Raw genomic sequence first — 22,619 nt, forward strand, 5'->3', positions numbered from 1 at the left:
CCGGACGTCACACGTCGCTTGGCCTCGAACGCCGGTCAGCCGGCGGACCTGCCGTAGACGGCCTTGCCCTGGAAGAAGGTCCGCTCGACCTGGGTGGTGTGGATCCGGTCGGGCGTGATGTCGAACAGGTTGTGGTTCAGCACGACGAAGTCCGCGGAGAAACCGGGGCGGATGGTTCCGACGACGTCCCCGAGCCCCATGGCCTTGGCGGAGTTGCGGGTGAACGCCGCGATGGCGTCGGGCAACGACAGCCGCTGCGCGGGATTGAGCTCGCCGGGGACCGCCGGGTCGGGGTTGGCGCGCGTGACGAGCGTTTCCAGGCCGATCCACGGGTTGGGCAGCGGCACGACCGGCCAGTCGGAACCGGCCGACAGCAGCGCGCCGCTGTCCACGAAGTCCTTGCAGGGCCAGCTGCGGCTGAACGGTTCCGGCGGGATCTGGTTGGCGATGCTCTCCTGGAAGACGTTCGGGTACCAGATGTAGGGCGAGGCGTCGGGGATGACGCCGAGTCGGGCGAAGCGAGGGAGGTCGGCGGGATCGACGTACTCCACGTGCGCGATCTGGAAGACCGGGCCGTCGCCCCGTGCCGCTCGGACTGTTTCGATCGCATCGAGCGCGAGCCGCACCGAGGCGTCCCCGGTCGCGTGCAGCTTGGCGCCGAGTCCGAGTTCACAGCACCGTTCGAGGGTCCGCACCAGGTCCTCGTGCGTCCAGTACGACTCGCCCTTGTAGGTGGGGTCCTCGTGGTCCCCGTGGCACAGGTACGGCGTCAGCATGGCCGTCGTCCGGGTCATGGGAACGCCGTCGAGGAACAGCTTGACGAAGTCGGGCCGGACGTGCGTCCGTCGGTAGGTGCCCGCGACGGCGTAGAGGTCCTCCCCGACCAGGCCCTCCTCGAAGAACGGCCGAGCCGGGAGGGAGGCCACGACCCAGGCGCTCAGCTCGCCCCTGTCGTCGAGATCGGCCAGCGCCCGCAGCCCGTACTCCAGGGTGCCGGCGTCCTGGGCGGCGGTGATGCCGAACGAGTTCAGGATACCCAGCGCGGTCTTGAACGAGACCGCGTGCCGGTCCGCCAGGTCCGGGATGGAGGCGATCGCGGTGTCCTCTGCCACTTTGGACGCCATCTCGTGGAGCACGCCGGTCAGCTTGCCGTCGACGTCGCGCACGTAGGCGCCGCCCTCGGGGTCCGGCGTGTGCTCGCCGACCCCCATCAGCTCGAGCGCACGCGAGTTGACCCACCGGTTGTGCATGGAGTCGTCACGGAGGATCACCGGTCGGCCGGCACCGGCCTCGTCCAGAGCGTGCAGGTAACCGCCCTTGGCCACGGTGTCGAGAACGGTGCTGCCGACGATCCCGCCCACGAGCCACTCGTCCGGCGCGAGCGTGGCGGCACGCTCCCCCACCTTCGCCAGGATCTCGTCGACGGTGTCGGTGGGCGGGAGTGCCAGCTCCCAGGCGGCCTGCGTGCCGCCCGGCCCGATGTGGGTGTGCACGTCGCACAGCCCGGGCATCACCATGCGCCCGCCGGCGTCGAGAACCTCGGTGTCCGCTGTGGACAGTGCGGCGATCTCTTCCGTGCTGCCGACGGCGATGACCTCGCCGCCGGCGACGGCGAACGCCTCGGCCCACTCCCGGGAGGGGTCGCAGGTGTAGACGGCCCCGTTCGTGACGATCAGGTCCGCGCGTTGGCTCATGGTGGCGTCTCCTGAGTGGGAAGGGGGAAGAGCTACGCCGAGACGGTCGACTCGAAGGTACTTCGGGGGCAAGATCCACGACCAGCGGTCGCGCGTGTTCGAGCACGAAATCCGAAGTCTCGTCACCGGGACGGTCCGCGGCCCAGCTCAGGTGGGTAGACCCGCGGGCGGGCACGACCGATAAACAAGAACCGCGGCTCCCCTGTGACACCCCACCGCGCCCGCCTGGTCCACCTGCGGCGGTGAAGCGCTCTCTCGAAAGTGCCGCCCGGAAGCGGATGTGATCCGGACGTTCTACGTTGCTGGAGGGCGAAACCCCGGCCAGGCCAGCCCGCGACCAAGCCGGTCCCCCGTTGCGGGGAGAGCTGACCTCGATCAAGGCGACGTACGCCGTCGGTGAGGCGGTGGAGCTGACGTGCTCGACGACGTTCCCGACCGACGAGAACCGGGTGGCGCTGTTCCGGCTCCCCGACCAGGGGCCGGTCGACCAGGGCCAGTGCCCGTCCACGCCGTTGTGGAAGGCCGCGCCGGGGAGCAGCGGCGTGGTCGAGTTCTGGGATTTCGACGTGCTCACCGAGGGGAGGTACCTCGCGTACTTCCTGCACGACAACGGCTACGCCTGGCTGGCGCCGCCCGTCCCGTTCACCGTCGGCGCGATCGCGACACCCGGGGTGGAGTTCCTCGCGCCCCGGTTCTCGCTCCGCAACGCGCAGGTCGGGGTGGACTACTCGGCCACCGTGTCGGCCACTGCCACCACCCCGTACCCGACCCGGATCACCTACACGCCGGCCGAGGGCCCGGAATGGGTCGTGCTGTCCGCCGTCGGCGAGATCACCGGGTGTCCCGGGGACGAGCACGTCGGCGCCGACCGGCTGAGCGTGACGGCCTCCGACGGGAAGGGCACGGCCACCGCCGAGGTGTCGATCACCGTGAGCGCACGCGGAGCGCCCCTCGTCGGCGAGTTGGTGGTCGCGACCTGGAACCAGTGGTACGGAGGTCGGGAGGTCAACGGCCACCACACCAAGGAGCTGCGGTTCCTCCTGGAATCCGACGCGGATGTCGTCGGCATCCAGGAGTCGTACGGCGACGGCGCGATCCGACTCGCGCAGGCCCTCGGCTGGCACTACGTGCAGACCTCCTACGACCTCGGGATCGTCAGCAGGTACCCCGTCGTCGAGGAGTACCGGGTGTGCGCCGGGGAGAAGTCGGAGCCGGACCGGCCGATGGCGATCGGGGCCCGGCCGCCGACCCCGGCCTCACCTGGTCCCCGGTCAAGAAGAGGAACGAGGACGACCCGGGCAAGGAGGAGCCACAGGACCGCATCGACTTCATCCACGTGGCGGGACGGGTGATCGTCGTGGACTCCGCCACCTACGTGAAGGGCACCCCGCGGCACTACATCAAAGGGAAGAAGTACCACGTCGACAACGAGTGGACCTCCGACCACGCCGCCGTCATCACGAAGCCGGCCTGGCCGCCCCGTCAGTGATCCCCGGCCTCGACGTCGTTCGCACCGGTCGGGGCGGACGAACCGCCTACCGGTCAGGGACGCCGGCCAGGCCGGTGCTGGGCCAGGGTGGCAGGCGGCCGGAGGCGAAGTCCTCGCGCAGAGCTGTGACGCGACCGGAGATCAGTTCGTCGAGTTCGGGCATGGGGACCACGTCGCCGTTGAATTCGGGATCGGTCCGCGCCTCCGCCGCCAGCACGCGCGTTTCCGTGGAGAGGTTGACCGCCATGTGCGGTGTGCCGGCCGCGATGTACATGAAGTCGCCGGGACCGCGGAGGCTGACGTCCTCCAGTTGCTCGCCCAGGAAGGTCGCGGCCCAGCCGTCGACGATGACGACGAGTTCGTGCTCGGCGTGCTTGTGCGCTTCGGACATCCCGGCCGGGGGCGTGATGACCACGCCGGCGCCGATGGCCCGGCTCCCCGCTGTCGCGGTGTTGACGCAGGTCAGCAGGGCTTGGCCCTGAATGCTGAAGACTGGTTGCAGGTTGCGCGAGGACACGGTGTACCACGGGCGGTGCTGGGGTCCCTTCTCCACGAATGCCGACGCTAACCGCCGCAAACCCGGACCGCCCGCACGAGCACACCGACGAGTGAGCCCGGGTTCGGGACGAGCCGTTGTCGGTCACGAACTCGGTGACGCCTGCGGGTCCCGGCTCATCGGCGCGTGCCCCATCGGGGCCTTCCAGAAGGGGTCAGGCGGGAGAAGATCCGGAACGAACGGTCGCCGTGGTAGTCGAGGTGGTACGGCGTCCCGACGATGATTTCTTCGAGCGGATCCCACTCGTTGTGGGTGCTGACCGGGCTGACCAGGTCGTCGACGGTTTCGATTTCGACTGCGGCGGTCTCCGCTGTGCGCCGCCCTCCCTTGCTCGAGTGAAGTTCGCCCTTCAACCTGAATTGCGGTGGAGCGGATGCCGCCGGGTTCAGCGGGACGGGGGCGGGCCGCAGAGCGCGGCCAACTGGTCCACCACTTCGACGATCGGCTTCCGGGTGTCGATCTCCACCGTGGCCGTCGCCCTGAGCAGCGGTTCCACCTCGGCCGTGTCCGCGGCGATGCGGGCGCGCTGGTCGTCGGTCTTCCCGAACGGGTTGTCCGAACGTCCGGCGATGCGCTCGAACATCACCTCGAGCGGCGCGCTGAGCAGCACGACGTGGGCGAAACGGGAGTAGAACCGGCTTTGGTTCCACACCGTGCCGAAGATGAACAGGGGTTCCCCGGAACGCTCGTGCTCGGTGAGCAGACCGTCGATCCGGCCCTCGCGCCACTGCCGCTCGACCCCGGTCCCGTCCGATGTCGGGATTTCCTCGACCCACCCCCCGAAGTCGGTGTCCACCACCCGGTAACCGCGTTGTTCGAGGTGGTTCAGGACCGTCGACTTACCCACCCCGGACATGCCGGTCACCAGAATCGCAACCACCCTGTCATCGTAGAGGAAAAAGCGACCGTCCGACCAGGTCGGACAGCCCTCAGCAAGCCAGTCGCAAATAGAAAAGCGATAATCCCCGACTGCGATGACCACGCGTCCAGGTCCTCACCGAGGCCCGTGCAGGAAGATTGGGGATGTGCTGCCCTACGTCTACCGCGTCACCAAGTACGACCCGGCCGACCGTGACGAACACGGCCACTACACCGGTCCCGAGGACGCCGTCAGCGATCACGGCGTGGTCGAGACGGCCTACCTGCGGGCGGTCGAGGCGTTCGCGGCGAACGTCGGCGTCGACCGCTTGTCCGTGCGCGAGCCGCAGATCCCCTCCCTCGCGCACCTCGGCGTCACGCCGCCCTTGGACGCCTTCGGGCTGGACGGGCTCTTTCCGACCGGCCCGGCGGGCTTCCACGACGGAGCCGAGGTGCCGCTCGACATCGGCCTGGAGCTGGTGCGGGTCATGCTGCGTGACCGCGGCGCCTGGTGCCGGCTGGAGGTGGAGGGTGTGTTCGCCGTGCACGTGGGATGGGACCAGTACCTCTACATCGGCAGTGACCGGTCGTGCGAGGAGGCGCTGACGCGGACCCGCGCGCTCGGGTTGTTCCCGGAACGCCTGGACGCCTCCCCGTACGACGTGGAGACCGACGCGGAGGACGTCCAGCGGCCGGGCGACGACGACTTCTGGGCCGGTGTGCGCTGGGCAGTCGCCACCGGCCGCGCCGGAATCCTGGAGGAGACCTACCTCCTGGGCGCCTCGCGATGGCACCACCTCACCCGCGGCACGATCGACGTGGTTCGCGCCGGGCTCGCTCCCCGCGCCCGTCTGGCCGTGTGGCCGCCCCTGTCCCCCGACGTCGACGCCGTCCTTCGGACCATCCCAGCCGACGGGCTCGTCGAAGGCGTCTGGCAGGACGAGGACGGCCGGATCCACAGCGCTATCGCCGACGACATCGAGTTCCCGGAGTTGGCCGCCCGGATGGCCGGTGCCGACGCCGCCGCGGTCCTGCCCGTGTCCGCCGATGACCGGGCGCCCCTGTTCACCGCTGTCATGCCTGATCGCGACGGAGTGGTACGCGCCCGGTGGCGAACCGAGCCGACGTCGAGCGACCGGAGCTGGGCCTTCCTCAAGACCCTGCACCGAGGTCGGGTCGTCACCGGCACGGTGACCCGGATCGCGAGCTTCGGCGTCACCTTCGTGGACATCGGCGGCTTCGAAGCGATGATCAACATCCCGGAGCTGTCATGGCGCCCCGTCAACCACCCCTCCGACGTCGTCACCGTCGGTCAGGAGGTCGACGCCGAGGTTCTCGACGTCGACCCGATCCGCGATCGCGTATCACTGTCCCTCAAGGCGTTGCAAGAAGATCCAATGCCGCTGCTGGTCGGGCAGATCGGCCGGACCATCGTCGGTCGCGTCACCAAACTCGTGCCGTTCGGCGTGTTCGTGCGCATCGAAGAGGTCGAGAACGGGTTCGAGGGGTTGGTACCCGACTCCGAACTGGCCGACGGGCCCTCGGACAACCCTCAGCGCGGCATCCAGGTCGGTCACACCCTCCTGGCCAAGATCGTGGACGTCGACCCGGTCCGGCGCCGGATCACCCTCTCACCGGCCGGCCACGTCACCGGCGCCGACACCGTCCGGTGAGCTCTTCAGCCAGTGCTCACCGATCAGTTCGAACGTGCGCGGCACTTCCCAGTAGGCGCTGTGGGACTCCGGGAACGGGACTCTCGCGTCGGCCTCCTCGTCCTTGATCCCCTGCACGCCGTAGAGCACCGGTGACTGCGAACCCACTGTCACCAGCAGCACGACGGTGGGCGGGTTGGGCAGCGGGAGCAAGTCGACCACCGCGATGCCGCCGAGGCTGTGACCGACCACGGCCCCGGGTTGGCGCACACGTCGTCGGAGGCGTAGTGGTTGATGCCGACCACCAACGCCCACGTGCTCGCGCTCTCTCGCATGGGCCGTCACCTCCTCGCCCAGCGCGGCTGTCGTTGGTTCGATCGGCCGTATGCGCGCGGCCGTCAGCCCGGACTCGACACCGACGGCGAGCTGTCCGCGGTTCAGGCGTGGTCGGGTAGCGTGCGGGCCACGTCGTGGGGTGACGGCATCGAGGCCACCTCGGCGGCCATCGCGCGGGCCGCGTCGCGCACGGCCTCGTCGGTGAGCAGCCGCCGCGCCTTGGTCGTGATCGCCTCGGCGGTCACGTCCTCGGGCAGCAGGTGGTCGCCCAGCCCGGCCCCGGTCACCACCTCGGCGTTGTTGAACTGGTCGGCCGCCTGAGGCAGGACGAGCTGCGGCACGCCCGCGCCGAACGTGCCCATCGTTGTACCCGCGCCGCCGTGGTGGACCACGAGGTCCGCGTGCGGCAGCAAGTCGGCTTGGGGCACCCACGGCAGCACCACGACGTTGCCCGGCAGTTCGCCCAACGCCCCCGGATCGACCTTCGGCCCGGCGGCCACGAGCACCCTCGCGCCCACCACCGCCAATCCGTCGATGGCGGTGCGCAACGACGCCGCCTGGCTGAACGCCGTGCCCAACGTCAGGTACACCAAGGGCTCCCGGTGCTCCCCGACCCACGACGGCAACTCCCCCGCCGCGGCGAACGCCACCGGCCGCAACGGGATCCGGTGCACCGATGAGGCCAGGAACGCCGGGTTCTGCACCGAAGGCGGGCAGATGTCGAGGTACGGGTGGCCCAGCGTCATGGAGTCGGTCGTGGGCACCTCGACGCCGAGCTCCGCGCCGAGGGCGATGAGGTAGTCGCGCGCGGGCTCGGCGAAGGCGGGCTCCTGCCACATCCGACCGTACGAGTGGCACAGCGCGGGCACGCCCGCGACCTTCGCGGCCAGGCCCGCGCCGGGGTTGCCGAACTCGTGCACGACCAGGTCGGGCTTGCGTTCGGCGAGGACCGGCGCCAGCCCGGTGGCGAAGCTGCGCGGCAGCACCGAGGCGAACGTGAACGCGACCCGCTCGACGTCGACGTCGGTCGGCGTCTCGGGCCTGGCCCCCGCGATCGCGAACTCGAACGCCTTGCGCGGCGACATGCCGCCTTCGACGTGCTCGATGCCGTGTGACGCCAGGACGTCCGCGAAGTCCTTGCCCGTGAAGTAGTCGACGTCGTGGCCGAGCTCCCGCGCGGCGACGGCGAGCGGCAGCAAGGGGAAGGTGTGCCCGTACAAGCCGAGGCTGGAGAAGAGGATCCGCACGGGCTCAGAGCGTAGACTCCGGCCGCACCTGGCGACCATGCGTGTTTCCGCTGGTTGCATAGACGTTGCGAGACGACGGGTTCGGGGTTTCCCTTGACACGCACCGGACGCGGTCCCATCGTGTGGAAACATGGCCGTACGCCGGGAAGTGCGCACGCGGTTGACGTTGCCGGCTCTCATCGCCGCGGTGGTGGTGGTCCTGTCCGGCTTCTCGGTGGGGCACGCCCGAGCCGAGTCGCCCACCGTCGTGGTCGACCACGGTGGCACGAGTTACGCGGTCATGCCCGGTTCGGGGAGCGCGGTCGTCCGGCTGTCGCTGTCCGGCCCACCGGCGGCCGCGACGAGCGTGACCATCGCGTTGGCCGGCACCGGCGCGTCCGGACCGGTGTTCGTGAGCTCGCGCCGCACGCTGACGTTCACACCGGCCGACTGGAACGTGCCCCAGCCCGTCAGGATCATCTCCTTGCGCGACTTCGGCACGGCGGCGTTCCGCGTGACGGGGCCGGGCGTGGCCGACGGCGTGATCCAGGTGTACTCCAGCACGATCCCGTTGCCGCCCAACGTGAACCAGAGCTGCCGGATCACCCACTCCACCCACTCGTGGCCCGGAGGCTTCGCGACCACCGCCACCGTGACCAACACCGGCACGGCACCGATCACCGACTGGACCGTGTCCGCGCTGTTCGACGGCGACGAGCAGGTGGTCGGCTCGTGGCCCGGCGAGTGGGGCCAGTACGGTCGCGGCGCGGCCTTCGCCGCACTACCGGGACAGCGCGTCCTGACGCCCGGCGCATCGGTGACCATCGGCTTCCACGGCCGGTACACCCAGCGGGTCGGCGGACCGTGGCTGCGGTGCACCCCCGAGCCGTACCTCCTGCCGACCACCACCCCCACCCCCACGACCACGCCGGGAAGTTCGAGCTGACGGGAGCCGGATCGCCCCTGGCCGCCGTGACCCCCAGGCACGGCGGCAGGACCTCGACGCGGCAACGGATCGGGTCGTTCAGCGCACGGCCAACCCCGGCATCGTGACGCTCACGTTGAAGTTCGATCGCATCGGAAGCACCGAGTTGATCCGGATCAGCTCGTGGTAGGGGTCGGGTGGCGGTGGGGGGATCGGGATCGGCCGGCGCAGCCACCACCAGATGAGCCACCACCACCGGTCGAGACCGCACCAACCGACGTAGAGGTAGTCGTCCCCGCCGTAGACCGCGGAAACGGGCCCGCCGGGAACGTGAGACGCGGGACCGGCGATGACCCACGGCTGCGGATGGGAGCCCCACGCATCGGTGGCCGCTCGGATCGCGCCGTCCGCCCCGGCGTAGGTGACGACGGACTCGCCGGTCGGGGCCATGGTCGCGGTCAGGTGCGCGCCGACCGGCACCGCACCGACCTCGGAGAGCGGAACCATCGGTTGCGGGGTGAGGCCGGAGAACGGAATGCGCCAGAGCCGTCCGTCCGTGCCGGTGAAGAACGCCGCGGCGGGGCCGTTCGTCCTGGAGGCCGCGGTGACGGGTGTGCCGGGCGCGGCCACGTTGGCCGGGGTGGCCGCGGTGGTCGTCCACACGGCGATCGGGCCGGAGGGTCCCGTGCCGACCTGGGCCACCGCGGTGCGGATGCCCCCGTTGGCGCCGACGAACGCCACACCGGTCCGGTCGTACACCGGGAACGCGGCCAGTGGGGTGGACGGCGACACCGAGCCGGGCTGGGCCAGGGGCGCCAACGGGATGGCCGGGACACCGGACCTCGAGTACATGGTGTGGTAGATCGCGCCGTTGGAGCCGGTGAAGTGGACGTGGGTCCCGGTCGGCCCCTCCACCGCCGCGATGCGGCCGCCGGGCGGGGCCAGGCCGCCTTGGGGGTGGCGGACGAAGTTCAGGCCGGACCCGGCGGCACTGGTGAACCCGGCGATCAGGCCACCGTGGCTGCCGATGGTGAACACGGCGACGCTGCCGTCCGCCCGCCGGACCGTGCTGACGTTGCCGCCGGCCGGACCTACCGCGGTCGAGCCGACGGGGCCGGTGGAGCCGAGGCCGGCGGTGCAGAGCCGGCCGTCGCTCCCGATGTAGAAGCCGGCGGGCGAGGGCGCCATGGCCGACGGGGCGGCCGAGGCGGGTCCGGTGAGGCCGACGGGCAACGCCGTGGCCACACCGCCCAGGACCGCGGCTCGCAGCAAGTCGCGCCGGGTCGGTCCCCCGGACGCGGTGGTGGTGGGAATCATGAGGCCAAGCTAGGAACACCGGGCGCTGTCCGGCGGTTTCCGGAACGCGGACGGCTGCGGTGAGATGTGGTGGTGTGACGGTCAGCGACTCGGGTGGGATCATGGCGCAGCACTCCAGGCAGGCGTTGGACGCGTTCGTCGGTGAGCTCAACCGGTTGCGGCAGTGCGCGGGGGCGCCGTCGTTGAGCCAGATCGCGTCGTCCTCGACCGCGATCGGCCACCCGCTCGCCCGGTCGACCGTGAGCGACAAGCTGAACGCGAAGTCGTTGCCCGAGTGGGACTTCGTCGTCGGCTTCGTCCGCGCCTGCCTGGCGCACGCCGACCAGGCCGACGTGCGGGTGCCGGAGGAACTGGCCGACCTGCGGCGGTGGGATGCCGCGCACTGGGAACTGCTCGGCTCGATCGACGGTCACCGCTCGACCGGTCGGCTCGCCGTCGCCGCGCAGAACGAGGTGCGCCGTCGCCAGGCGCGCACCCGTTCGCCGGAGCCGGAGACCGACGCGTGGGTGGTGCCGCGGCAGTTGCCCGCCCCGGTTCCCCACTTCGCCGGCCGGGCCGGGCACCTGGCGCGGTTGACGGGGCTGCTCGCCGCGCCCCGGCCGGCCCCGGCGATGGTGATCACGGCGATCGGCGGCACCGCGGGCGTCGGCAAGACCACGCTCGCGGTGCACTGGGCCAACCAGGTGGCCGATCGCTTCCCCGACGGCCAGCTGTACGTGAACCTGCGCGGTTTCGACGCGGAGTCGTCACGGGTGGACCCCGCCGTGGCGCTCAGGGGATTCCTGCACGCGTTGGGTGCGCCCGTCGAGCGCGTCCCGACCGACCGCGACGCGCAGACCGGGCTGTACCGGAGCATGTTGATCGGCCGCCGGGTGCTGATCGTGCTCGACAACGCCCGTGACGCCGAGCAGGTTCGACCGCTGTTGCCCGGATCGCCGGGCTGTCTCGTGCTGATCACCAGCCGGCAGCAGATGACCGGGCTGGTCGCGGCGGAGGGCGCTCACCCGATCGTGTTGGACCTGCTGTCCGACGCCGAGGCGGTGGACGTGCTCGCGCTGCGGCTCGGCGCGGGGCGGATCGCGGCGGAGCCGGAGGCGGTGCGCCGCATCGTCAGCTCCTCGGCCGGGCTGCCGCTCGCGCTCGCGGTCGTGGCGGCCCGCGCCCAGACCTTCCCCGACTTCTCCCTCTCCCGCCTCGCCGACGAGCTGGACGCGGCGCGGTTGGACGGGTTCGCCAGTGCCGAGCCCTCGATGGACATCCGGTTCGTCTTCTCCTGGTCCGGCAAGCAGCTCGACGCGCCGACCGCCCGGCTGTTCCGGCTGCTCGGGCTGCACCCGGGCGGCGGGTTCGGGCCGGACGCGGCGGCGAGCCTGGCCGGGCAGCCGCTCGCGGACACCCGCCGCCGATTGGCGGTGCTGGCCCACGCCAACCTGGTGTCCGAACCGTCGCCAGGGCGCTACGCCATGCACGACCTGCTCCGGGCGTACGCCGCCGAGCAGGCCGAGGAAGTCGACGGGGCGCCGGGCAGACGGCGGGCGATCGGCCGGTTGCTCGACCACTACCTCCACGCCGCCCACGCCGCGGACCTGCTGCTGAACCCGCACCGTGACGCGATCACGGTGCCGCCGCTCCCCGCCGGGGTGACCGTGCCGACGTTCGCGGGACGCGAGCAGGCCTGGGCGTGGCTCACCGCCGAGTACCAGGTGCTGCTCAACGCGATCGAGCTCGCCGCCGACGGCTTCGACACCCTGGCGTGGCAACTCGCGTGGTCGATGAGCACCTACCTCGACCGGATCGGCGCCTGGGCCGAGCAGAGCAGGGTCCAGCGGATCGCGGTGGCCGCGGGCGCCAGGCAGGGGGACCTCGACGCGCAGGCCCGCGCACGACGCAACTGGGCGGTGGCGTGCCTGCGTCGCAAGCACTACGCCGAAGCGGACGAGCACCTGCGCCTCGCGCTCGGCCTCTACGACGAGCTCGGTGATCACGTCGGCGCCGCCAGGACGGTGCTGAACCTCGGCATCCTCGCCGAGCAGCGGTCCGACTTCCCGGCCGCGCTCGACCACGCGCGGCGGGCGTTCGACCGCTTCGCGCTGGCCGGTCACACGCACGGCCAGGCCAATGCGCTCAACAACATCGGCTGGTACCAGATCCAGCTCGGCGACTACGAGAGCGCCCTCGACCACTGCGGGCGGGCGCTCGTCCTGCACGAGGAGATCGGCAACACCTACTGGCAGGCGCACGCCTGGGACAGCCTGGGCTCCGCCCATCACCACCTCCACCACCACCGGGAGGCGATCGGCTGCTTCGGCCGGGCACTGGCGTTGTGGCGGGACGCGGGTGAGCGCTTCTTCGAGGCGACGACGTTGACGCACCTCGGTGATTCGCAGGAGGCCGTGGGTGACACCGCGAGCGCGCGATCGACGTGGTTGCTGGCCGCCGCCATCCTCGACGACCTGGCGCACCCGGACGCAGGTCCGGTGCGGGCCAGGCTGCACGCGGCCCCAGCCCTGACCCGGACCGAGCCCGACGGCGCGGCGGCCCACCACTGAGGACCGCCGCGGTCGGACGCGTCCGGGGAACGTGCCACCCCTCACGCATCGGTCCGGGGCGGGCACCCGGCCGAGTCACCGGTCGCGGGGTCAGGAGCCCTCTTCCACGGCTTCGACCGCGCCGAGAAGGCCGCGGAGGCCGACTTCGTAGCGCTGGGCCTCCGCCGGATCGGACAGCCACTCCTCCACCGGCACGCCGACGGCCCCCTCTTCCGGCCGGCCGGCCTCGGCCTCCGCGAGCTCTACCCTGACGGTGAGCTCCAGGTCGTGCAGGAAGGCGTTGTCGCCGGTCGGGGTGCTCACTCGTGCCCCCTGGCGATCCTGCCGGTCACGACGATCTCCACGACGACCTCCTGTCCGCCGGGCCACCCGTCGCGGTCCCGGCGTCAGCTGAGACAGGACAGGCCCGCGATCCGTGACAAGCCCGCGCGAAATCTCTCGAGTCACAACCAGCGGGGGTGTCCGGTCTTAGCCGACGGATCCCGAGCCAACCCATCCTCAAGGAGTTCTCCCAATGTCGTTCACCGTCGTACAGGAGGCGGAGCCGCCCTTCATCCCGGCGGGTGCGCACGCGATGACCGTGGTCGTCGAGTACCCGCCGGGAGACCCCGGCACCCCGCCGCACCGGCACCCCGGACCGGCCTTCGGCTACGTGCTGGAGGGCGAGATGGTGTTCGAGCTCGAAGGTGAGCCGGCACGTGTCGTGCGGGCCGGCGAGGCGTTCTGGGAGCCGGGTGGCGATGTCATCCACTACCAGGACGGCAACAACCGTGACGACATCCCGGTGCGCTTCACCGTCACCATGCTCTGCGAACCGGGCAAGCCCATGGTCGACCTCGTGAACGCCGAAGAACTCGACCGGCGCAAGGACCGCCGGGCCCCGCGCACGAACCGAGAAGGAAGGTCGAAGAAATGAAGATCGCTGTCATCGGCGGGACCGGGCTCATCGGATCGCAGGTGGTCGAGATCCTGAACGCGAGCGGGCACGAGGCGGTGCCGCACTCGCCGTCCACCGGTCTGGACCTGCTCAGCGGGCAGGGTCTGCCCCAGGCCCTCGAAGGGGCCGACGTCGTCGTCAACCTGACGAACTCGCCGACCTTCGACGACGCCTCGCCCGCGTTCTTCCAGAAGACCATGGACACCCTGCTCGCGGCCGCCGAGGCCGCCGGCGTCGGCCACGCGGTCATCCTCTCGATCGTGGGCGTCGACCAGGTGCCGGACCTGGCCTACTACCGCGCCAAGGTGCTCCAGGAGGACATCCTCAAGGCCGGCCCCGTGCCGTACTCGATCGTGCGCGCCACGCAGTTCTTCGAGTTCATCGACGCCGTGCTGTCCTGGACCTCCGACGAGAACACCGTCCGCCTGCCCGCCACGCCCGTCCAGCCCATCGCCGCGGCCGATGTCGCCCGGGCGGTGGCGGACGTCAGTGCGGGCGCGCCGCTGCGGGGCGTCCGCGAGGTCGCCGGTCCCGAGGTCTTCACGCTCGACGAGTTGGGCCGGATCACCCTCGCCGCCCGCGGTGACCAGCGCGCCGTCGTCACCGACGACGGCGCCGGCATGTTCGCCGCCGTCCCGGGCGACGTCCTCGTCGCCAAGGACGACGCCGTCGTCGCCGGGACCACCTATCGGGACTGGCTCGCGCGCTGACGGGACCGGGCCCGCACGGCAGTGGTCGTGCGGGCCGGCGTCAACGGCGGTGCCGGCCACCCAGCTTGGCCGGGTCGAGCACGATCCACAGGTCGCCGACCTCGGCGTCGGTCTCCCGGACGGCGACCACCGCGACGGCACGGCCCGCGTGGCGCAGTGCCGGCCCGGCGCGGCCGTTGACCGACTCGATGGTCAGCTCGGTGTCCGGTCGCCCGCACAGCACGGCCGTGACCAGCGGGACACGTCGTCCGCGCCGTGGACGGCCCCCTCGGCGCGGGCACCCGGCCACCGCTGTCGCACACGGCGACGGCGTCGGCGCCCAAGGCGGCCCGGACGGCGTCGGCGTCGCCCCGCAGGCACGCCTCGGCGAACCCGCGCACGACGCCGTCGACCACGCTCAGCCCATCCGCAGTCGCCGGCGGCGACCGGGCACCCCGGTGACCGTCACTTCGGACGAGGGGACCGCGTCGGACACCGCCGTGAGCTTCTCGGGGTTGAGCATCCACAGCACCTGGTCGATGCCTTCGGCCGTGGTGCTGACCGCGACCACGCCGAACTCGACCCCGTCGCGCACCAGCACGGCGGAGACCTGCCCGTTAGCGCTCGCCCACCGCGTGTCGACGTCGTCCCAGAACCAGGTGGAGAACGCGCCCAGGAACTGCGCCACGGCGGGCCGGCCCACGATCGTCTTCCGGGCGACGCCCATCCTCCCGTTGCCGTCGGACACGCTGGTCACGTCCGGCGAGAAGAGCCGCTCCAGCGCGGCCATGTCGCCGGTGCGGGCGGCGGCGATGAACGTGGTCAGCAGCTCCCGCTGCGCGTCGGGGGTCGCCGGCGTGCGCCGTTCGCCCGTCATGTGCCTGCGCGCCCGGCTGACCAGCTGGCGCACCGCGGGCTGGGTCGACTGGAGGATGTCGGCGACCTGCGCGTACGGGTAGTCGAAGGCCTCGCGCAGCACGTACGCGGCGCGTTCGTTGGGGGTGAGCTTCTCCATCAGCATCAGGGCCGCGAACTCCAGGGCCTCGCCGCGTTCGGCGCCCAGGTACGGGTCCGCGCTCGTGTCGACGGGTTCGGGCAGCCACGGCCCGACGTACGTCTCGCGCCGCACCCTCGCCGACTGGAGTGCGTTGATCGCGAGCCTGGTCGTGGTCGTGGCCAGGAACGCACTCGGGTTGACCACCTGCGTGCGGTCGCACGTCTGCCACCGCACCCAGACGTCCTGCACCAGGTCCTCGGCCTCGGTGACGCTGCTGAGCATGCGGTAGGCGATCCCGAACAGGCGTGGCCGGACGTCGGTGAAGGTCGCCGCGGCCTGCTCCAGGTCGTCCGTTCCCGCCGGCTCGGGGGTCACACCGGAATCCGTCAACCGTCGCCTCCGTGGCCGTTCGTGCTGGTTCCCGCGGTTCCCGAACGTACCCCTCCGCCTCGTGACCGGCCGTCGGCCCAGGTCCGATCTTCGTCACAACCGGGTGGCCCGTCCGGTCTCACGGGGTGACCGAGAGAAGAGGGGACAGCATGAGGACCGTCGACATCCGCGTCCGGATGAGCGCGCGCTCGATCGAGGAGCCCAACCGCGTCGCCACCCGGCTGGAGTTGTTGTTCGACCTGATGTTCGTCGTCGCGGTGGCGAGTGCCGTCAGCCAGTTGGCGCACGCGATCGAGGCCGGTCACGCGTCGTCGGGCGTGATGCCCTTCCTCCAGGTCTTCTTCGCGATCTGGTGGGCGTGGATGAACTTCACGTGGTTCGCCTCGGCCTACGACACCGACGACGTGGTCTTCCGGTTGATGGCCATGCTCCAGATGGCCGGTGTGCTCGTCCTCGCCGCCGGGGTGCCCTCGGCCACCGAAGGCGATCTCCGGACGGTGACGCTGGGTTACCTCCTCATGCGGATGGCGCTCGTCGCGCAGTGGGTGCGAGTGGCGATCGAGGACCCGGCGAGCAGGCGCACGGCGCTGCGTTACGCGGTGGGCATCGCCGTCGCGCAGGCCGGCTGGCTGGTGCGGCTCGTGCTGGTGGAGTCCGGTGTGCTCACCGGCGGCTGGCTGCTGCCCGCCTTCGCCGCGCTCGTGCTGGTCGAGCTGGTGGTGCCGCCGTGGGCGGAGCGCGGGGGGCCGACGACCTGGCACCCGCACCACATCGCCGAGCGGTACGGCCTGTTCACGATCATCCTCTTCGGCGAGAGCGTGTTCGCCGCGTCGACCGGTGTCGACGTCGCGGTGCGGGAGGGGTGGACGTGGTCGCTGACCGTGGTCGCCGGATCGGCGCTGGTGCTGATGTTCGCGCTGTGGTGGCTGTACTCGCTGGAGCCGGGCGGCGAGGCGCTGGCCACGCTGCGGCACCGGTCGTACCTGTGGGGCTACGGCCACTTCGGGCTGTTCGCGGCGCTCGCCGCCCTCGGCGCCGGGCTGGAGGTCGCCGTGGCGCACGCCGGGCACCACGCCGCGATCTCGCCGGTCACAGCGGGTCACGCGGTGGCGGTGCCGGCCGCCGGGTTCCTGGTGCTGCTGTGGGTGGTGCACGCGCCGTTCGTCCGGCGGTCGGTCGTCCGGCACACCGGTCCGCTGGTCGGCGCCGCGGCCGTCGTGCTCTCGCCGACGGCGGCGCCGGCCGTGGGGTTGGCCGGCACCGTGGCCCTGATCGCGGCGGTGTGCGTCGTCGTCACCGCGTCGACCGTCGTATCCCATCGGCGGAGGGATGTGGAGCTGAGGGCGTAGTGCTCCTCCGCGGAACCCGATGGACCGGTGCGTCGGTTTGTGACGCGCGTCGCGCGGTGTCACAACGGGAAGGGCTGTCCGGTCTCAGCTGTGACCGAGGTTCCCGGGCCGGCCGGGTACCGCAGCCCGAAAGGCTCGTCATGAAGATCGTCGTCATCGGTGGTTCCGGTCTGATCGGCTCCAAACTCGTGCGCAAGCTGGGCGAACACGGGCACGAGGCGGTTCCCGCGTCGCCTGATTCCGGGGTGGACGCGCTGACCGGGGAGGGCTTGGACGAGGTGCTGGCAGGCGCCCAGGTCGTGGTCGACGTCTCCAACTCGCCGTCGTTCGCCGACGAGGCCGTGATGAACTTCTTCCGCACCTCGACCGGAAACCTGCTCGCCGCCGAGGAGAAGGCGGGTGTGGGTCACCACGTGGCGCTGTCGGTGGTGGGCACCGAACGGCTCGCCGACAGCGGTTACATGCGGGCGAAGGTCGTGCAGGAGCAGTTGATCAAGGACTCGGGACTGCCGTACTCGCTCGTGCACGCGACCCAGTTCTTCGAGTTCGTGCGGAGCATCGCCCAGGCGGCCACGGACGGGAACACCGTGCGCCTGTCCGACGCCCTGATCCAGCCGATGGCGGGCGACGACGTGGCGAGCGCCCTCGGTCGCACCGCCGTGGGGGCACCGCTCAACGGCATGATCGAGGTGGCGGGCCCCGAGCAGTTCGGCCTCGACGAGCTGATCCGCAAGGGGCTCGCGTTCCAGGGTGACCCGCGCGAGGTGGTGACCGACCCGGACGCACGCTACTTCGGTGCCCTGTTGGAGAAGGGCACCCTGCTGCCGGGCCCCGACGCGCGGCTGTCGACCACCCGGTTCGAGGAGTGGCTGCCGCTGAACCCGCCGCCGGCGAAGTAGGCGACTCGTGAACCACACCGAGCACCAGATCGCGACGTCCGTCCTCGTCATCGGCACGGGCGGGGCGGGGCTGCGCGCCGCCATCGAACTCGCGGAGCGCGGTGTCGACGTGCTCGCGGTCGGCAAACGACCGAAGTCGGACGCGCACACCACGCTCGCCGCCGGTGGCATCAACGCGGCGCTGGCGACGATGGACCCGGAAGACTCGTGGCAGCAGCACGCGGCGGACACCCTCAGGGAGAGCTACCTGCTGGCCGACCCCGAGACCGTGCGGATCGTGACCGAGAACGCCGCCCGGGGCATCGAAGACCTCGAGCGCTACGGGATGCCCTTCGCGCGCGAGGCCGACGGGAAGATCTCGCAGCGGTTCTTCGGCGCCCACACCCACCGCCGCACCGCGTTCGCCGGCGACTACACCGGACTGGAGATCCAACGCACACTGGTCAACCGGGCGGCACAGCTCGACATCCCGATCCTCGACACGGTCTACATCACGCGGATCCTGGTGCGCGACAACGTCGTCTTCGGTGCTTACGGGTTCGACCTCGAAGACGGCAAGCGGTACGTGATCCACGCCGACGCGGTGATCCTCGCGGCAGGTGGGCACACCCGCATCTGGCGCCGCACGTCGTCCCGGCGGGACGAGAACACCGGCGACTCCTTCCGGCTCGCGGTGCTGGCCGGTGGCCGCATCCGGGACGCCGAACTCGTCCAGTTCCACCCGTCGGGTCTCATCGCGCCGGAGAACGCGTCGGGCACGCTCGTGTCCGAGGCGGCACGTGGAGAAGGCGGGGTGCTGCGCAACGCGTCGGGCGAGCGGTTCATGTCCCGGTACGACCCCGAACGGATGGAGCTGTCCACTCGCGACCGGGTGGCGCTGGCGGCGTACACCGAGATCAAAGAAGGGCGGGGCACGCCCGCCGGCGGCGTGTGGCTCGACGTCTCGCACCTGCCCAGGGACACGATCATGCGCCGGCTCCCCCGGGTCTACCAGACCCTGCTCGAGCTCCAGATGCTCGACATCACCCGGGAACCGATCGAGATCGCGCCCACGGCGCACTACTCGATGGGCGGTGTCTGGGTGCGGTCGGAGGACCACAGCACCGGTGTCGAGGGCCTGTACGCCGTCGGCGAGGCGGCGAGCGGCCTGCACGGCGCGAACCGGCTCGGCGGGAACTCGTTGATCGAGCTTCTGGTCTACGGCCGCATCGTCGGTGAGGCCGCCGCGCGCTACTCGCACGGGCTGGGAGCGCAGCGGCGGTCGTCGGCGGCGACGGCGGAGGCGAGCACCGAGGTCGACGAGCTGCTGGCCGCCGACGGTCCGGAGAACGTGCGCGCGCTGCAGCGCACGTTGCGCAACACCATGACCGAACACGCCGGCGTGGTGCGTGACGAGACCGGCTTGCGGAAAGGACTGGCCGAACTCGACGACCTCGAGCACCGCGTGGCGGACGTGGGCGTGCACCCCGACCTCGCCGGTTTCCACGACCTCGCGCACGCGTTCGACCTCAAGGCCGCGGTCGTGGCCGCACGCGCCACCCTCGAATCGGCACTCGAACGCCGTGAGACGCGCGGCTGCCACAACCGTTCCGATCACCCGGAACTCGACGAGTCGCTCCGGGTGAACCTGGTCTGGTCGGGGCCGGGGCGGATCGAACGCGAAGGGCTGCCACCGATCGCGGACGAGATCGCCTCTCTCATGCGCGAGGTGTCCACTGTCGGCAAGCTCGTCGAGTGAACCGCTGACACGCCGTCACACGGGTGAGGTCCCCGGCAGCGCCGCCGGGGGCCTCGCGGCAACCGGGCCGCCCTGGCGAACCGAGATCCACGATGGACCCCGACGGACTTCCCACCGGAAGCGTTTCGGACCAGGATGGCTCCGGTCGTGAATCCCGTCCGACCGGTTCAGGTCTACCGCAGCGAGGCAACAGTGGCGTTTCGAGGGCATGTCGGGCTGGTCGGGCGGGAATCGGAATGCGCTCTCCTCGATCAGACCGTGGCGGCCGTCCGCACGGGTGAGAGCCGCGTGCTCGTGGTGCACGGCGCGCCCGGGGTCGGGAAGTCGGCTCTGCTCGGGCACGTGGAGCGCTCGGCGACGGGCACGCGGGTGCTGCGGGCGGTCGGTGTCGAGTCCGAGATGGAGTTGGCGTTCGCCACCTTGCACCAGTTGTGCGCGCCGCTGCTCGATCGGCTGAAGAACCTCCCCGCACTCCAGCGCGACGCCCTCGAAACGGTGTTCGGGATGCGGGCGGGCACCCCGCCGGAACGCTTCCTGGTCGGGCTGGCGGTGCTGAGCCTGCTGTCGGACGCCTCCGAGGAGAGCCCCGTGCTGTGCGTGGTCGACGACGCGCAGTGGATGGACCGGGCGTCGGCGCAGGTCCTCGGCTTCGTGGCCCGCCGGCTGCTGGCGGAGTCGGTCGCCCTCGTCCTCGCGACCCGCGTCCGGGGCCAGGACCTGCTCGGACTGCCGGAGCTGGAGGTCTCCGGCCTGCGCAACGCCGACGCCCACGCCCTGCTGAACTCGGCCACCCCCACCGGCCTGGACCAGCACATCCGCGATCGGATCGTGGCCGAGGCCAGGGGCAACCCGCTCGCCCTGCTGGAGCTGCCGCGCGCGCTGACCGTCACGCAGCTGGCGGGCGGGCTCGGCCTGCTGCACGCCGACGCGCTGCCGAGCCGGATCGAGCAGAGCTTCCTGGCGCGGATCCAGGGATTGTCCGGGCCGAGCCGGCTGCTCCTGCTGGTCGCCGCCGCCGAGCCGGTCGGCGATCCCACCCTGGTTCGGCGGGCCGCCGAACGGCTCGGCATCACGCCCGCGACGGCCCTGGACGCCGGGACGGACGGCCTGCTGTCGTTCGACGTGCGCGTGGTCTTCCGCCACCCGCTCGTGCGGTCGGCCGTGTACCGGTCGGCCACTGAGGAGGACCGCCGCGCGGTGCACCTCGCGTTGGCGGAGGTCACCGACCCGCGGGTCGACCCGGACCGCCGTGCCTGGCACCTCGCGTCCGCCGCCGCCGGCCCGGACGAGACCGTCGCCGCGGAACTCGAGCGGTCCGCCGACCGCGCGCAGGCACGTGGTGGGCTGGCCGCCGCGGCCGCCTTCCTGCAACGGTCCGTGGCGCTGACCACCGACACCTCGCGGCGCGCCGAACGTGCCGTGGCGGCGGCCGACGCCAGCGTCCGGGCGGGTGACCTGGCGGCCGCGCGGAGGCTCGTCGACATCGCGGAGCTCGACGCGCCGAGCGAGTTCCTCCGCGCGCGAGCCCACCTGGTACGGGGCCGCATCGCGTTCGCGGCGGGGTTCAACAACGAGGCGCCGCCCGTGTTGCTCGCGGCGGCGCGGCGGCTGGAGCCCTTCGACCCCGATCTCGCGCGGGAGACCTACCTGATCGCCTGGGGTGCCGCGGCGTGGGGTTCCGCGGACGGCGAGAGCCTCGTGGCGATCTCCCGGGCGATCGGGAGGCTGCCCGCGCGCGAGGGTGGTCCGCGCCCCATCGACTTGGTGCTCGCGGGCTGTGCGCTGCTCGTCACCGAAGGCGGTGGCGCCGCGGTCACCGCGCTGCGCCGGGCGATGACCGCGCTCGTGGACCTCCCCGTTCCGGACCTGCTGAAGTGGGGCTGGGCGGCTTGTGGCGTGAGCCCGGCCGTCTGGGACGAGCAGGTCATGTACGAGACGTACGCCAGGGCGGCCGAGCTGGTGCGCACGGCCGGGATCCTGACCGAGCTCCCCCTCTACCTCGCCTCGTTGGGTGCGGCGACCTCGTTGATCGGCGACTTCGCCGCCGCGGCCGGGATCGTCTCCGAAGCCGACGCGGTCGCCGCCGCCACCGGTGTCCCGCTCGCGCCGTACACCACGCTCATCCTGACCGCGATGCAGGGCAAGGAGGCCGAGGCGTCAGCGGTGATCACCGCCACGATCGAGCGGACCGGCACGGACGGCCAGTTGACCGGCGTCACGACCGCCAACTGGGCGGCCGCGGTCCTGTACAACGGGCTCGCGCGGTACGAGGAAGCACTGTCGGCGGCCCGGGCCAGCACCCGGATCGCCCAGCTGATCGTCTCGGTGTGGGTGCTGCCCGAGCTCGTCGAAGCGGCCGTGCGCGTGGGCGAGGACAAGACCGCTCACGACGGGCTCGAACGCCTGGCGGACGAGGCGGAGGCGTGCGACACGGACTGGGCTCAGGGGATCCTGGCCCGGTGCCGGGCCCTGCTGAGCGACCCGATCGCGGCGGACGACCTGTACCGCGAGGCGATCGAGCGGTTGGGCCGGACGTTGTTGCGCCCGGACCTGGCACGTGCCCACCTGCTGTACGGCGAGTGGCTGCGCCGGCAGTCGCGGCGCGTCGACGCACGCCACCAGTTGCGCACCGCGTACGACATGTTCGTCTCGATCGGCATGGCGGCGTTCGCCGAGCGTGCCCGCCGTGAGCTGCTCGCCTGCGGGGAGAAGGTCCGGAAGCGCACCGTCGAAGCGTCGTCGAGCGACGAGCTGACGCCGCAGGAGAGGCAGATCGCGTTGCTCGTCCGGGAAGGCCTGTCCAACCCGGAGGTGGGCGCGCGGCTCTTCCTCAGCCCGCGGACGGTCGAGTGGCACCTCCGGAAGATCTTCACCAAGCTCTCGATCACCTCCCGGCGGCAGCTCCGCGAGGTCTTGCCGCGCAACGCCTGAACCCGTGGCGCGTCCCTGGTCCCCGTGGACCAGGGACAGTCCCTGGGGCCACTCGGCGGCCCGACGCGCGAGCCTGGACACGTCGGC

At 71.6% G+C, this 22,619-nt stretch carries 21 protein-coding genes; 11 read left to right on the forward strand and 10 right to left on the reverse strand.

The window, feature by feature from the left end; all coding sequences use genetic code 11:
- Nucleotides 1-35: 35 nt before the first annotated feature.
- On the reverse strand, nucleotides 36-1,694 hold the full coding sequence (locus LNK82_RS01025; protein WP_230564964.1) for an amidohydrolase: 1,659 nt from the start codon (nucleotides 1,692-1,694) through the stop codon (nucleotides 36-38).
- Between the two features lie 353 nt (nucleotides 1,695-2,047).
- On the opposite strand from LNK82_RS01025, the gene LNK82_RS01030 reads away from it, so the two are divergent.
- Both LNK82_RS01030 and LNK82_RS46470 read left to right on the forward strand, forming a co-directional pair.
- Nucleotides 2,048-3,046: a putative Ig domain-containing protein gene (locus tag LNK82_RS01030; RefSeq protein WP_230564965.1), complete on the forward strand. Its 999-nt coding sequence runs from the start codon at nucleotides 2,048-2,050 to the stop codon at nucleotides 3,044-3,046.
- Nucleotides 3,047-3,051: 5 nt separating this feature from the next.
- Nucleotides 3,052-3,183: a hypothetical protein gene (locus LNK82_RS46470; RefSeq protein ID WP_268995575.1), complete on the forward strand. Its 132-nt coding sequence runs from the start codon at nucleotides 3,052-3,054 to the stop codon at nucleotides 3,181-3,183.
- A 46-nt stretch (nucleotides 3,184-3,229) separates the two neighbouring features.
- On the opposite strand, the gene LNK82_RS01035 is transcribed toward LNK82_RS46470, so the two are convergent.
- The 3 genes from LNK82_RS01035 to LNK82_RS01045 form a co-directional block, all read right to left on the reverse strand.
- Complete coding sequence (locus LNK82_RS01035) at nucleotides 3,230-3,700, reverse strand: cupin domain-containing protein (protein ID WP_230564966.1); 471 nt, start codon at nucleotides 3,698-3,700, stop codon at nucleotides 3,230-3,232.
- 155 nt (nucleotides 3,701-3,855) lie between these two features.
- Nucleotides 3,856-4,092 carry a hypothetical protein gene (locus tag LNK82_RS01040; RefSeq protein ID WP_230564967.1) on the reverse strand — a complete coding sequence of 79 codons (237 nt, stop codon included), beginning with the start codon at nucleotides 4,090-4,092 and terminating at the stop codon, nucleotides 3,856-3,858.
- Nucleotides 4,093-4,124: 32 nt separating this feature from the next.
- Entirely contained in the window at nucleotides 4,125-4,721 is a 597-nt protein-coding gene (locus tag LNK82_RS01045; protein WP_230564968.1) for an ATP-binding protein, read from the reverse strand.
- A gap of 43 nt (nucleotides 4,722-4,764) precedes the next feature.
- Here LNK82_RS01045 and LNK82_RS01050 point away from each other — a divergent pair, with 43 nt between their 5' ends.
- A complete protein-coding gene (locus tag LNK82_RS01050; RefSeq protein WP_230564969.1) occupies nucleotides 4,765-6,270 on the forward strand; it encodes a S1 RNA-binding domain-containing protein in 1,506 nt (501 codons plus the stop codon).
- On the opposite strand, the gene LNK82_RS01055 is transcribed toward LNK82_RS01050, so the two are convergent.
- Nucleotides 6,229-6,501, reverse strand: a complete 273-nt coding sequence (locus tag LNK82_RS01055; RefSeq protein ID WP_230564970.1) for a hypothetical protein — start codon at nucleotides 6,499-6,501, stop codon at nucleotides 6,229-6,231. The genes LNK82_RS01050 and LNK82_RS01055 overlap by 42 nt on opposite strands.
- Nucleotides 6,502-6,686: 185 nt before the next feature.
- A complete protein-coding gene (locus LNK82_RS01060; protein ID WP_230564971.1) occupies nucleotides 6,687-7,832 on the reverse strand; it encodes a glycosyltransferase in 1,146 nt (381 codons plus the stop codon).
- Nucleotides 7,833-7,962: 130 nt separating this feature from the next.
- Here LNK82_RS01060 and LNK82_RS01065 point away from each other — a divergent pair, with 130 nt between their 5' ends.
- Entirely contained in the window at nucleotides 7,963-8,757 is a 795-nt protein-coding gene (locus LNK82_RS01065; RefSeq protein WP_230564972.1) for a cellulose binding domain-containing protein, read from the forward strand.
- A gap of 78 nt (nucleotides 8,758-8,835) precedes the next feature.
- On the opposite strand, the gene LNK82_RS01070 is transcribed toward LNK82_RS01065, so the two are convergent.
- Nucleotides 8,836-10,053 carry a hypothetical protein gene (locus tag LNK82_RS01070; RefSeq protein WP_230564973.1) on the reverse strand — a complete coding sequence of 406 codons (1,218 nt, stop codon included), beginning with the start codon at nucleotides 10,051-10,053 and terminating at the stop codon, nucleotides 8,836-8,838.
- Between the two features lie 101 nt (nucleotides 10,054-10,154).
- Here LNK82_RS01070 and LNK82_RS01075 point away from each other — a divergent pair, with 101 nt between their 5' ends.
- On the forward strand, nucleotides 10,155-12,602 hold the full coding sequence (locus LNK82_RS01075; RefSeq protein WP_230564974.1) for an ATP-binding protein: 2,448 nt from the start codon (nucleotides 10,155-10,157) through the stop codon (nucleotides 12,600-12,602).
- A gap of 90 nt (nucleotides 12,603-12,692) precedes the next feature.
- Here the strand turns inward: LNK82_RS01075 and LNK82_RS01080 are convergent, their stop codons facing one another.
- Nucleotides 12,693-12,905 (reverse strand): hypothetical protein, encoded by a 213-nt coding sequence (locus LNK82_RS01080; RefSeq protein ID WP_230564975.1) that lies wholly within the window; start codon nucleotides 12,903-12,905, stop codon nucleotides 12,693-12,695.
- Between the two features lie 211 nt (nucleotides 12,906-13,116).
- On the opposite strand from LNK82_RS01080, the gene LNK82_RS01085 reads away from it, so the two are divergent.
- Together LNK82_RS01085 and LNK82_RS01090 are read left to right on the forward strand one after the other, a co-directional pair.
- A complete protein-coding gene (locus LNK82_RS01085) occupies nucleotides 13,117-13,518 on the forward strand; it encodes a cupin domain-containing protein (protein WP_230564976.1) in 402 nt (133 codons plus the stop codon).
- Nucleotides 13,515-14,249 (forward strand): SDR family oxidoreductase, encoded by a 735-nt coding sequence (locus LNK82_RS01090; RefSeq protein ID WP_230564977.1) that lies wholly within the window; start codon nucleotides 13,515-13,517, stop codon nucleotides 14,247-14,249. The genes LNK82_RS01085 and LNK82_RS01090 overlap by 4 nt, the downstream gene beginning before the upstream one ends.
- 40 nt (nucleotides 14,250-14,289) lie before the next feature.
- Here LNK82_RS01090 and LNK82_RS01095 read toward each other — a convergent pair whose 3' ends face one another.
- Together LNK82_RS01095 and LNK82_RS01100 are read right to left on the reverse strand one after the other, a co-directional pair.
- The gene (locus tag LNK82_RS01095; RefSeq protein ID WP_230564978.1) at nucleotides 14,290-14,472 is read right to left on the reverse strand and encodes a hypothetical protein; all 183 of its coding nucleotides are present in this window, start codon (nucleotides 14,470-14,472) and stop codon (nucleotides 14,290-14,292) included.
- A gap of 174 nt (nucleotides 14,473-14,646) precedes the next feature.
- On the reverse strand, nucleotides 14,647-15,600 hold the full coding sequence (locus LNK82_RS01100; RefSeq protein WP_230564979.1) for a sigma-70 family RNA polymerase sigma factor: 954 nt from the start codon (nucleotides 15,598-15,600) through the stop codon (nucleotides 14,647-14,649).
- Between the two features lie 164 nt (nucleotides 15,601-15,764).
- On the opposite strand from LNK82_RS01100, the gene LNK82_RS01105 reads away from it, so the two are divergent.
- From LNK82_RS01105 to LNK82_RS01120, 4 genes are all read left to right on the forward strand, one after another.
- Nucleotides 15,765-16,964: a low temperature requirement protein A gene (locus LNK82_RS01105; protein WP_230564980.1), complete on the forward strand. Its 1,200-nt coding sequence runs from the start codon at nucleotides 15,765-15,767 to the stop codon at nucleotides 16,962-16,964.
- 140 nt (nucleotides 16,965-17,104) lie between these two features.
- Nucleotides 17,105-17,863, forward strand: a complete 759-nt coding sequence (locus LNK82_RS01110; RefSeq protein WP_230564981.1) for an SDR family oxidoreductase — start codon at nucleotides 17,105-17,107, stop codon at nucleotides 17,861-17,863.
- A 7-nt stretch (nucleotides 17,864-17,870) separates the two neighbouring features.
- Entirely contained in the window at nucleotides 17,871-19,601 is a 1,731-nt protein-coding gene (locus LNK82_RS47490; RefSeq protein WP_230564982.1) for an L-aspartate oxidase, read from the forward strand.
- A gap of 192 nt (nucleotides 19,602-19,793) precedes the next feature.
- A complete protein-coding gene (locus LNK82_RS01120; RefSeq protein ID WP_443706251.1) occupies nucleotides 19,794-22,532 on the forward strand; it encodes an ATP-binding protein in 2,739 nt (912 codons plus the stop codon).
- Nucleotides 22,533-22,619 lie beyond the last annotated feature (87 nt).

Origin of the sequence: Saccharothrix luteola (assembly GCF_020859565.1) — a bacterium.
Taxonomy (GTDB): domain Bacteria; phylum Actinomycetota; class Actinomycetes; order Mycobacteriales; family Pseudonocardiaceae; genus Actinosynnema; species Actinosynnema luteola.